General features: G+C 54.2%; 6 protein-coding genes. All 6 read right to left on the reverse strand.

What is annotated here, in order from left to right; translation table 11 throughout:
• Positions 1-141: 141 nt before the first annotated feature.
• On the reverse strand, positions 142-1,638 hold the full coding sequence (locus tag ACJHWR_RS09470; RefSeq protein ID WP_001163126.1) for a M16 family metallopeptidase: 1,497 nt from the start codon (positions 1,636-1,638) through the stop codon (positions 142-144).
• 219 nt (positions 1,639-1,857) lie between these two features.
• Positions 1,858-3,144: a C4-dicarboxylate transporter DctC gene (gene dctA / locus ACJHWR_RS09475; protein ID WP_000858214.1), complete on the reverse strand. Its 1,287-nt coding sequence runs from the start codon at positions 3,142-3,144 to the stop codon at positions 1,858-1,860.
• A gap of 182 nt (positions 3,145-3,326) precedes the next feature.
• On the reverse strand, positions 3,327-5,315 hold the full coding sequence (gene hmsP, locus ACJHWR_RS09480) for a biofilm formation regulator HmsP (protein WP_001266312.1): 1,989 nt from the start codon (positions 5,313-5,315) through the stop codon (positions 3,327-3,329).
• A gap of 81 nt (positions 5,316-5,396) precedes the next feature.
• Positions 5,397-8,870: a cellulose synthase complex outer membrane protein BcsC gene (gene bcsC / locus ACJHWR_RS09485; protein WP_001225150.1), complete on the reverse strand. Its 3,474-nt coding sequence runs from the start codon at positions 8,868-8,870 to the stop codon at positions 5,397-5,399.
• Complete coding sequence (gene bcsZ / locus ACJHWR_RS09490) at positions 8,852-9,958, reverse strand: cellulose synthase complex periplasmic endoglucanase BcsZ (protein WP_001330682.1); 1,107 nt, start codon at positions 9,956-9,958, stop codon at positions 8,852-8,854. The genes bcsC and bcsZ overlap by 19 nt, the downstream gene beginning before the upstream one ends.
• Before the next feature lie 6 nt (positions 9,959-9,964).
• A complete protein-coding gene (bcsB, locus tag ACJHWR_RS09495; RefSeq protein WP_001316714.1) occupies positions 9,965-12,304 on the reverse strand; it encodes a cellulose biosynthesis cyclic di-GMP-binding regulatory protein BcsB in 2,340 nt (779 codons plus the stop codon).
• Positions 12,305-12,306: the final 2 nt, after the last annotated feature.

Below are 12,306 nucleotides of genomic sequence, written 5' to 3' on the forward strand. Positions count from 1 at the left end.
TTCCTTTTCTATAAACCACAGCAGTCAGTAATTATCTGCACGCTACCGCCGTGCCGGGAAAAATCTCTGCGGGTATATCACGGTAACTTATTAATTACCGTTAATCCCGGCAGCGCAGAAGAAACGCTGCCGGGTTATTTATCACTGTGCGGGTGGAATATCCGTCACTTCAGGATGTACGTCATCCGTGGCGACAGATGTGGCGGCAGCCGCAGTCGATGGGGCCATGATTTGATCCCAGGCCGCCTGCAACGCTTTCATGTTAAATTCCGGCTCGCCTTTCGGCTGCAGCAGTATTAACGCCATATCATTCGACAACTGCTGACGCAGATCCTGATTTAACATCTCCACCGTCAGGCTGTTAAGGAAATCCTGACGCAGTTTCTGATATTGCTCCGGCGCGATATCGACGACCTGATTTTGCAACGAACGCATCCGCTGCCCCATCAGAATATCGGTATCAGCTCGCGCATAGGCGGCAAACAGTTTCTGCAGCTCCAGTTTCTTTTGCGCCACTAACGCATTGAACTCTTCTTCCGGCAGACCTTTATCGCGAACCTTTGCCAGTTCACGCGCCACCAGATTAAGGTTGCTGTTCAGCTTGTCGTTTGGTGATTCGATGTTGATGGCACACTGCGCACGCAGATACAGCACACGGCAATCAAATCCAAGACCGATTTCTTTGTTGTTACTGGCGCTTAACGCTTGCTGAACGTGCCAGAACAGCGCCTCACGGGCCAGGTCCGCACGCCAGTAGCGCAGCAGTGCGGCTGATTCACGAATCGGCTGCCACGGCGTATCCCACATGATAGATAACCGGTCCTGACGCACCGCGTCGGTCATAATACTCACCGCTTCCGCACGCAGCGGAGAAAGCGTCGGCACCGGAGCCGGTGTTTCACGTTTGCCTTTCAGTTCGCCAAACGTTTTATTGATTTGGTCGACGACCGAGCGCGCATCCACGTTTCCCACCACCAGCAGCGTCATTGCATCCGGGGTGTACCATTTCTGATAGAAATCTTTAATCTTTTCCGCTTCAACGGGTTGTTTCAGCGGATCGGCAGGATCGTGACCTAACAAGGTTGATCCTTTCAGACGATAACGCCACCAGCCCTCTTTAGTATCGGCAGGCCAGGTTGCCACCATGTCCTGACTTTGCAGCGCGTGGTTGATGGTTTCTGGCGTGATAGTCAGTTTGCCAGTGGCATTTGCCAGATAAGAGAGCGCTTCTTTCAGCAAGTCGTTACGGTTATTGGGCAAACTCAGGTTAAACAGCGTGGTGTCATAAGAGACAATTACCGGCGGCATCGGGCGTTTAGGGTCGATCCCCTGCTGCCACAATGAACGCGCCTGCGCTGCGTCAAGGCCACCGCTTTGCGTTAGCGCAATACGAGGGATGGCGTGACTGTAACCGCTCTGTTGTGTACTTTCGGCGAGCGAACCGGTATTAACCAGCAGGCGAATTTCAACACGATCGCTGGGACGCTGGGGTGTAGTCAGCACTTGCCACTGTAAACCGTTGGAAAGCGTCCCCTGTTGCCATGCTGGATCAGGCTGGAGCGCATCTGCCTGCACATAGCCAGCAGTGGCCATCATCAGCAAACCGCCCGCTAAAAGTCGAATTTTTGTGCCCTGCATGTGAACCCCTGATCAACTATCCTGGTAATAAAAAACTGCCCGTTGTCGGTCAGTCTAAATGACGTTAAAAACACTTCGTGTTAGACCGCAAGAACATGAAAATGTCACGGAAGAAGTGAAATAAACCTGAACTCACCCAGGTGGTAAGTTCAGGCACAGGGGTCAATTATGCGCAAACACCCGCACTCGGGGAAGGGAGTGCGGGCATAAGTGGTGAGATTAAGAGGATAATTCGTGCGTTTTGCCATCCGGCGCACGATTATTCAGCACATCGTCCAGTTTTTTGTGGTCCAGTTCTTTCACCCACTTAGCAACGACAATGGTCGCTACGCCGTTACCGACCAGGTTAGTCAGCGCACGAGCTTCTGACATAAAGCGGTCGATACCGAGGATCAGCGCCAGACCCGCTACCGGCAAATGGCCCACCGCAGAGAGCGTCGCCGCCAGCACGATAAAGCCACTACCCGTTACCCCTGCCGCCCCTTTAGAAGAAAGCAGCAACACGATTAACAGCGTGATTTGGTGGACGATATCCATCTGACTGTTAGTGGCCTGGGCGATAAACACTGCCGCCATTGTCAGGTATATCGATGTGCCATCAAGGTTAAACGAGTAGCCTGTCGGGATGACCAGCCCCACCACCGATTTGCGGCAGCCGAGTTTCTCCATCTTGTCGAGCATACGCGGCAGCGCCGACTCGGAAGATGAAGTCCCCAGTACAATCAGCAGTTCTTCACGGATGTAGCGGATAAATTTGAAGATACTGAAACCAGTCGCTTTAGCGATTGAACCCAATACCAGCACCACAAACAGGATACAGGTAATGTAGAAACAGATAATCAGCTGCCCCAGCTGCACCAGTGTGCCGACGCCGTATTTACCGATGGTAAACGCCATTGCCCCGAACGCACCAATAGGTGCCAGACGCATGATCATATTGATGATGCCGAAGATGACCTGCGAGAAACTTTCGATCACGTTAAAAATCAGTTGGCCTTTGCTGCCCAGACGGTGGAGCGCAAAACCAAACAGTACGGCAAACAGCAGCACCTGCAGAATGTTACCGCTGGCAAATGCGCCAATGACGCTCGCCGGGATGACATCCATAATGAAGGCGACAATGCCCTGGTCTTTCGCCTGATCGGCGTAAACCGCTACCGCTTTCGCATCAAGCGTTGCCGGATCGACGTTCATTCCGGCACCAGGCTGCACGACGTTAACGATGATAAGACCAATAATCAGCGCGATGGTACTGACAATTTCAAAGTAAAGCAGTGCGACTGCGCCGGTACGACCGACCGCCTTCATGCTTTCCATGCCCGCAATGCCCGTTACGACGGTACAAAAGATGACAGGAGCGATGATCATCTTAATGAGCTTAACGAACCCGTCGCCAAGCGGTTTCATTTGCTCGCCTATTTCAGGATAGAAATGGCCAAGGAGAATACCAATGGCTATCGCTGTCAGGACCTGAAAGTAAAGGCTTTTAAACAGAGAGGTTTTCATAGGGTGTCCTTTAGTAAAACCACAGGTCTTGTAAGGTTATGGGGTACCTGCGGCCTTAAAATAACACCCAGACAACATCACAGAAATGTACCTGGATCATAATTGAAACAAAAAGGTTAAAAAGTTTGAGCTGGCTCGCACAAACCAGCACTTTTTAAAGTTTTGTAATCAGTTTGGGGTAGCTACTTTTCTTCCAGGTAACTCTCTTCGAAGATTTCAATAGGGAGTGGGCGAGCAAAAAGGAAGCCCTGGGCAATACCAACGCCCGCTTTTGCCAGCCAGTCGCGTTGTGCTTCAGTCTCCACGCCTTCGGCAATCATTTGTAAGTTCAGGCTCTGCGCCAGCATGATAATTGCAGCAATCATGCTGCTATCTTCCGGCAAGCCTTCAACAAACATTTTGTCGATTTTCAGTACGTCGATTGGCAACGATTTCATATGCTGCAGCTGACGCAGCCCCGCATAGCCCATGCCGAAATCATCCAGCGCCACCCGAACGCCGGCATTGCGCAGCGGACGGAGGACTGCCACCGCAGCATGAGGGTCGTCAATACGTCGGCTTTCTGTCACTTCCAGAATCAGTGTTCCCGGCTGAATGCGATAGCGGGTTAACAGTTCCAGCATATCCGCCACCATATTCGGGTGCATCAGTTGCAGCGCTGAGAGGTTTACCGACAAGGGCAGCATAATGCCGCGCTCTTGCCAGGCAGCAAGCAGTCGACAGGACTCTTCCAGCACCCAGTGACCAACGGTAACCATCAGCCCACAGCATTCAATGCGATCGATTAAGCCATCCGGCAGATCCCAACTGCCATCCGGTTGCTGGATACGCAGTAACACTTCCGCACTGACCAGTTTACCGCTGGTCATCTCGACCTGTGGCTGTAACCAAATCGCAAACTGATGATTTTCCAGTGCATTAAGGATATCGCTCTCTTCCGTCAACCGCTGTTGGGCTGCTTCCATCTGCTGCGGATCAAAGAACTGAATCTGATTCTTGCCTTTATGGCGAGCGGTAAATGCCGCAGAAATAGCGCGGCTATAAAGCTGTTCGGCGGTGAGATCGCCGTAGAACATCGCCACGCCAATGCTACAGTGCGGACGGAGTTGAATACGTTCAATCGGCAGGCGCTCGCTCATGATAGTGAGCACTTGCTGACCCAAAGTGATTGCGTGCCACGGTTCCTGTACACCGTTGGCAATGACAGCAAAGTCATAACCGCTAATCTGCGCGAGGATCATACGTGGCGACAGTACCGATTTGAGTTTTTCCACCAGCGTCAGCAGCAGAATTTCTCGTTGCGCCTCTTTCAGCACACCCGCAGTATCACGCAGGGTTTCACAGGTGATGATCATCAGCGCGGTGGTTTGTTTACGCGCCACCACCTGCTCCAGCATCTCCATCAGCAAGGCTTTGTTCGGCAAATCCGACACCGGGAAGCGCATCGCATTTTCGTTCTGTTCTTCATAATGGCGCTGCAGCAATTGCTGGTTGAGGTTGTAACTGCGCACCAACATACCGATTTCATCGTCCTGATGCAGACGCGGTAATGCCAGTTGGTGACCAACAAGCTCCTGGGCTGGGATGGCGTTAAGTTCGCGAGCAATATTGCGTAATGGATGCAAAATCAGGCGGTTAATGCACCAGCTAATCGCCACCGTCAATATTAACGACAAAAGTAAGTAAATGGTCACTAACGTTGAGAGGGTGCTCATCACGAACTTATACATGCGGAAGGAATCCGCCTGTAGCACCAGATAGGCAATTGGCTGCGGGTTTGCCGGACGTTCCAGCGAGTAAACGCCCAGCGAGATTTGCACCGGTAGCTCAAACAGGCGAGTAACCATTACCGGCACCGGACGCTCTGGAATAAAACTTTTACGCAGCGCCTGGAACTGGTTAGGCAGCACCACATCGGCACGGCTGACCACGCCTGCCGGTTTAATGCTGGCAAGAATAGCTTCCGCTTCGGGAATATCGCCTTTCAAAATGGCAGAAGATAAGGGTTCGCGGACAGAGCGAGCAATGCTTTCCAGTTGCGTAGCCGTGTTATAGCGATTCTGCTGGACCAGATGGAACAGCAAAACGGTGCAAAAAATAAAAACGAACACCAGGACAACGGCTGCCACCATTGCCATCTGCTTGATTGTTAACGAGCGACTTACGCGCAAATTGTCTCCCCCCGGAAATCCCAGATTGCCGCCCGAGTATACCCGATCGCAGCGGCATTAAGAGAGGCGCTATCTGAAAACTTACCAGTCGGCGTAAGGTATCAGCGGCTGCGGCGGTAAATCCATGTCACCCTGCCATCCGGCGGCGGAATAACGTACGTAGAGCAGGAAATGGCTGGGTGCGTAATCTTTTGCCTGCTGGATATCAATTGCCGTGCCGACAAACCAGTTGGAGGTAACACGTCGTTCAAGTAATGCCCGCGCCGTGTAGCCAAAGCCCTGACTGCTGCCGCCATCGTTGGATTGCCGCGCAGCTTCTTCCTGCCAGTCGGTCGGGATCAGATTCATCAGCGGATAACGCGGCATGGTTTTGGTGCGTGAATGCGACCACGAGCCAGACGCCCCCAGCTCCCACGACCAGTTTTCCGTCCGCTCCCGCCACATCACCGGTATGGCAAACGACAGGTATTCCTGCGGGCTGTAGTAACCGCCCTGACCAAGTGAGTAGCCACTCAGGTCTTTGTCGTAATGCCAGATCATATTGTTAAGACCAATGGTCACACGGCGATTATTCTGGTTGATGACCTTATAGTAATAGCCCGTCATCCAGCGCACGCGCCAGTTATCTTCGACATTTTTACCAGTTAACTGATCACCGCTAAGCGATGCCCAGACGCCGTTTGCTTCACCTTTATCGTAACTCAGACTTAGCCCCACGCCGTCGGCACGCACGCCGCCCCATTTTTTCCCGGTATTGCTCGGAGAGTCTTTTTGCCCACCAAAGGCCAGCAAAGAACTGGAGATGGGCCGACGATGGGCGTTAACGGTGTAACCCAGCGGCCCGATATCATCGCTGTAACTGATGCCGCCAACCACATCCACCACGTTGAAGCCCATCGGCGTGGTACCGATATCCCAGCTCCAGACGTCATTTCGCCAGCCGACCGCCACGCTGGCACCGGAATCCGACTGGCTGCGGTTGCCGCTACAATCCTGTAATGTACAGGTGCCCCAGTTGTCATCCCATTTACCATCGGCATTAGTGGAGAAACTGCCGACGTTCATATTGACGAAATCACTGCGAAAGAACATCCGCCCGTCAGAATACGGCGCATCCACCTGCAACATAGTGGTGTGCGCTTTCAGATCGGAGTAACCACCGGTGCCGCTCGAACCCCAGTAATCGTGCTCGAGGGTGACGTTAAGATCCTGCTGGCGATAGAGGTCCGCTGCATCGCTGCGCACGCCGCGTTTCAGCCAGTCATCTTTCTCGTCGTTACGGGTCAGCTGGGTAAAGGTGTCGTTATCCTGCGGACGCGTCGTGGTCACACCGGATGCGACCATCGCGTCTTTGTAGGTTTCCAGCGCCTGCGTTGGATCGCCCGCCTGCGCTTCAAACTTCGCACCGTCGCGCAGCACCATCGCGCTTTCCATCGACGGTGGCTGAGATTTTGCCTGCGGGATCAACTTATTAAACGTCTGCTGCGCCGCTGCGGTATCGCCAAGCTGCGCCTGTGCCAGCGCCACGCGCCGCTGAGTGTTCAGCGAGGCGTTATCAGTGGCGGGCAGTTTCGCCAGCTGGCTACGTGCCGCCGCTTTGTCACCGGCAGCAATATCCACTTCCGTCAGACCAAGAATGGCATCGGCGTTAGTTGGCTCCCGCGTCAGGACATTCTGATATGCAGCGCGAGCGGCGGTGTAATCACGTCGTTGTTGCGCCCAGTCAGCCAGCGTGAGGTCTATGCGCGTGGAAGGTGGTTGCTGGCGCAGCATCGCTTCCGCTTCAGCTTCTTTGCCGTTTTCTCGCAGGCGATTAGCGGTTTCCAGCACCTGATCGCTTTGCAGGCGATTAACCAGTTCCTGAATATTGCTGTTCCACTGCGCGCGCGGCAGGCTGTTGATATGCGCCAGCGCCGCTCTGTCCTGGTCATGACCAGAGAGATACAGCCCGTAAGCGTAAACCTGCTCCGGGTCGTTCGGCTTCTGCTGTGCCAGATTGCGCATTAATGTATCAGCCTGGCTGCGTTGTCCGGCCTGCCAGAGATCCTGCGAAAGTCGGTAAGTAATCCATACGCTGCCGGGATCCAGCGCCAGTCGTTGCCGCTGAAGTGCTGCCGCCTGCCCCCATTTGCCCTGGTTTTCCAGTGCCTCTGCCTGCTGTGCCAGACGGTCGTTTTGTAGGCTGCGTTCGATATCATCAATGCTACGCCGCTGACTGGCAGAGAGCGAGGCGATAAACGCTTCAGCTTTTTCTGGCGATTGCTGGCGGTAAATATTTGCCAGCCCGCGCACGGCGTTAGTGTTGCCGCTGTCCATACGCAGGGTCTGCTGATAATAGCGTTCAGCGGCGGGGTAATCTTTGCGCGCCATCGCCACATCGCCCAGCCCAAGCACTGCATAGCTGTCGGTGTTATCGACATTACGCGCCTGCTGGAACAGGCGTTCTGCCCGGTCAGGATTATTGGCTTTCAGCGCAGCATCGCCCTGCTGGATTGCCAGCCAGTAGCGGTTTACTTTCAGCAGACTGTTCCATTTGTCGTTGTTGCTGCTGTGCGGGTCCAGTGCGAGGGCTTTTTCCAGATTCGCCACCGCATTGGCGCGATCGCCTTTCTGAGAATACGCCTGGCCCAGCGCCCCCAGAGCCTCACTGTCTTTCGGGTTTGCCCGCACCGCCTGTTGTAGTTCGGGAATGGCTTTACCCGCCATACCAGAGTCCACCGCCGCTAAACCTTGCGCACGAGCGCGGAAAGCAGGGTCGGCCAGCTGTTTTTGCTGTTCTGCCAGTTGCGATTGTGCAGCCGCCACGCTATCGCCATCGCTAAAGATCGAGAGATATTTTTTCAGTGCCGACACACTGGCATCGCTGACGGGCATGTCTTTAATCTGCCCGTACCAGATTTTAGAGGCCCCTTCGCGCCCGGCGTTCGATTTCGCCATCTGTTCCAGGACGGCAAAACCTTCGTCACGGCGATCGCTACTAAACAGCAATAGCGCCAGATTGTTTTGCAGGCCCGTATTGCCCGGCGTATCCGCATTAATGCGTTTTAGCTGATTAATCGCTTCGCCACGGCGAGCCGGAATTTTCGCCACCGTACTCCAGTACTCGACGGCAATGTCACCTTCCGGCGGCGCACCGTTGAACAGTTTGTTGTAACTCGCCACAGCTTCTTCTGCATGACCAGTAGTCGCCTGCAATCTTGCCTGTTGCAGTGCCTGACGACCATCCGGCGTGGAAAGCAACATTGTGGTCCGCGACGATTTATACGCATTTGAACTCGGCGCTAACTGCGACAGCCGATCGAGCTGTTTTTGCGCGCCATCAATATCGCCCTGACGTAACAGAGAACGGAAACGGGCGGCAACGACGTCCGGGTTATTCGGATCAATAAGTTCCAGACGATACAACGACTGTTGCACCAGGTCTTCACGATGGGTCGCTTCGCCTAACCGAACTTGCTCCAGCAACTGTTGCTGAGCGGTTGGTGCTGCCTCGACCATCGGCATGACGGCCAGACCGAGGGAAAGCGTGAATATGTTTAGTGTGAATTTGCGCATTCCTGGCCCCAGTCAGGTAATAACTCACCTTTTGTCGAGAAGCGGAAACGGTGTTGATCCCAGCCTTGTCCAAACAGGGTCAGCACATAGTTGTAATAGGCATCGCTGCCGGGAAAGTTATCGGCCACGCGCTGGCGCTGAACGGCCTGCGCATCGCGGTTTTGTAAAAAGGGCAGCATGGCGGCAGAAAAACCGACCGGTCCTTTACCCTGTGCTTTCCCCGTAGCCACATCCACTTTTTCCGGCGGATAACCGTTTTTCTCGGTGAATGTCGCCATCGGTTTAAACCGGTTGAGCATCCGCGCTTTTTGCGGATCGCTGTCAGGCATCATGCCTACCCACATGTAAACGCGGATCGCGTCGTAGCTGCTGATCAATGTTTTTTCGGCTTTTAGCTGCCAGCCTTTGTCTTTCTCATAGCGCACCCAGTCTGGCGAAAAGCCTTTCGGGGCGGTTTCCAGCAATAAACGTTGATTGGTTTCGCGCAGCGTAGTCCACGGCGCGCCAAAGCGGGTGAAATACTGCGCCAGCGTCGGCGGCAGGTAGCTGGGGTTAAAACGCCAGCTGTTATCCTCTGCAAATCCCACTTTGCCCGGCAACAACATGGAACCCAGCCCAGGCACCGTCACCACTTCCTCCCGCGCAATACGTTTTAACAACGCGCTGCCGATGTCGGTATAACGCTGCTCTTTCCACAAACGCCCCGCCTCCAGCAACGACCAGGCCATCCAGACATCACCATCGGAGGCCGAATTGCTGTCCAGCACTTCCCACTTACTGTTCTCTTTCTTGCCCCACAGCCATGCGGGCAAACGTTCTTTTAAAGAACCCTGAGCGAGATTGTTCTGCGTCCAGTCGAGAATATTATCGAAAGCTGCACGGTCGTTAGCCGCCAGGGCAAAGAACATGCCGTAACTTTGCCCTTCGGAAGTGGTGATTTTACGCGCGTCACTTGGGTCAATGACGCGCCCTTCCTGACTGATGTAATCCTTTTTGAATTGCTCCCAGGCAGGCCAGTTGCAGGCTGCCTGAACACTAAAGGCAGCCAGCAGCAGCATCGTCACGAGTCCACTACGCAACACATTCATCTTCAATTACTCGTTATCCGGGTTAAGACGACGACGGCTGATAATACGCAGCAAACGCCACAGTACCCATGCCAGCAGCACGACGCTGATTGCCGCCAGCACCGCCAGCAGAATCGGATGGTTTGCCAGGGCATACCATAAGCGTTCGAACCACGGCAGATGGCCAACGTAATAGACGTCGCCAACACGCAGGCTATTGATACCGGACTCGCGGATCACCGCGACCGAACCGAACATGGTGGCGCGTTTGCCGCTATCGTTCACCGCATCGTTAAGCATTTCATAACCGCGTGGGCTATCTGCCAGCAGCGCAATCACGCTACGCTGGTCGTTATACGGCGACTGGAAGCCAATCACCGCTGCCATCGCACCGGAAGAGGTCAGCGTTGACTGAGTTTCTGCCGCGCGATCGCTCTCGTCCGGTACAATGCCGGGGAACGGGGTCTGGCGCATCGGCGTTTTCACCCAGCTTTCGGTCGCCTGCACCAACAGGTCGATCTGCTTGTCGTCTTTCAGTTTGTCCGGGATACCACCGACGATCATGATGTCGGCATCTTTGCCCTGAATGGTGCTGCCATCATCGGTCACCGTCAGGTTAATCGCCGGGAAGCCCGTCTGCGCACCGATAAAGCCAACGGTATTCAGCAAGGTTTCCATCTGTGCTTCGTTAGGCGCTTTCGGCATCACGGTGATGGTTTGTGACAGATCCGCCATCCGGCTGAACGGGAAGCCCGCGTTAGCAAAGGCGCGTAGATCCGGCATCGGGATGAAGTGGTAATACTTCGAGAAGTCGATGGTGGAGTCGTCACCAATCACCACATGATTCTGCACCGGCTGGAAGGTAATACAGTTATCCACCGAACCGCCCGGCATCGGGTTCATATACTCAAAGTCGAACCGCAACTGGTTGGTCGCGCCCAGTTTCAGCGCCGGAATAGAGACATCCGTTTTGCCATCCAGCAAACCTTGTAATACCGGAATCCGCAGCAGCAGGCGGTTCGCCTCCTGTTTACTGCTCAGGTTGAAGGATTGCAGGAACTGGTTATTCAGGCTGATATCCATCCGCGAACTGTCTTTCACCGGCGGCATGGTGTAGCGATAGTTGATATCCATATCAATGCCGGTACTGCGCATCAGGTAGAGATCCGGCGGCAGATTTAGCGAAACGTTAATCGCTGCTGGCTCAAGACCGCTGGATTGTAACTGTTCTTCATAGGTTTTCAGTTCACCAAAGGTGACCGGACGATCGGTACGCACCCAGTTCGGCGCATCGTACGGCTTACGCGGTAGCAGCGGTTTCACTTCATTCACTACCACGCTTTCACCACGGAACAGAATGTTACCCTGAGCGATACCTTTCGCTGCCTGCAACAGGTCTTTGTCGTCACGACCAAAGACCACCAGCAGTTTGACGTAAGGATTCTGCGGATGGTTGATCATTTCAATCACCGGGGCTTTTACCGCCGGATGATCGCGCAGGAAGTCCGGCCGTTTGTCATTAGTGGCAAAAACAATGGCATTGCGATCCGGCAGTTGGTTATAGAGCACCGGGAAGTTCTGCCCACGCCAGCCAGAACGCGAACCAAACCACGAGGCGACAATGGCAGATGCTTGTTGCAGCCCAACATCCGGCGCACCCGCAAAGACCATCGGCAAGGTGTTGGTGCGGTTATCACGCGGGTCAAAGAATGGCACCGGGAAGTGTGACAGGTCATTCTTCACATTCAGGGTCTGATAGGTCAAATCCAGTCCACTGCTCCGCCCAACATCCAGCCAAAGCGTGGTGCTGGCCGGGTTTTCGCACACGTCCTGATAATGGCCGACAAACTCCAGCCGCACACGGTTGAAGTCGGTAATAAACAGTGGGTTAATGGGCATTTGCGCCAGCGTTTTTTTACCCAACTGTTCTTTGGTCACTGGCAGCACGCCCATCAGTTCATCATTGAGATAAACCTTTAACTGCGACTGGACAGGCAGTAACGATGGCGATGGCGTGTATTCGAGGTTGAGCATCGCCTTCGTCACCACTTCATCACTGCGCATACCAAACTCAATGCTGCCGTTCGGGTTAATGCCACGTAGCACCATGCTGCCCGGCGGCGGCGCAATTTGCGCAAAGGTCAGCTTCACATCACGCGAAGGACCGTTCTGCGCCACGATGGGGGCATCAGCGCCCTGCACGCCCGGCATCACTTGCCCCACCTGCGGATTTTGTTCCGTCTGGGCGGCTACAGCTGGCTCAGCATTGATCAGTGGTTGCGTTGCTGGCGTCGCCTGCGTCATGAAAGAGGGGAACGCACTCATCCCCATAGCCACTGCACAAATCCAGAATAGTTTTCTTTTCATCG

The organism is Escherichia sp. WS568, assembly GCF_046486085.1.
GTDB lineage: Bacteria > Pseudomonadota > Gammaproteobacteria > Enterobacterales > Enterobacteriaceae > Escherichia > Escherichia coli.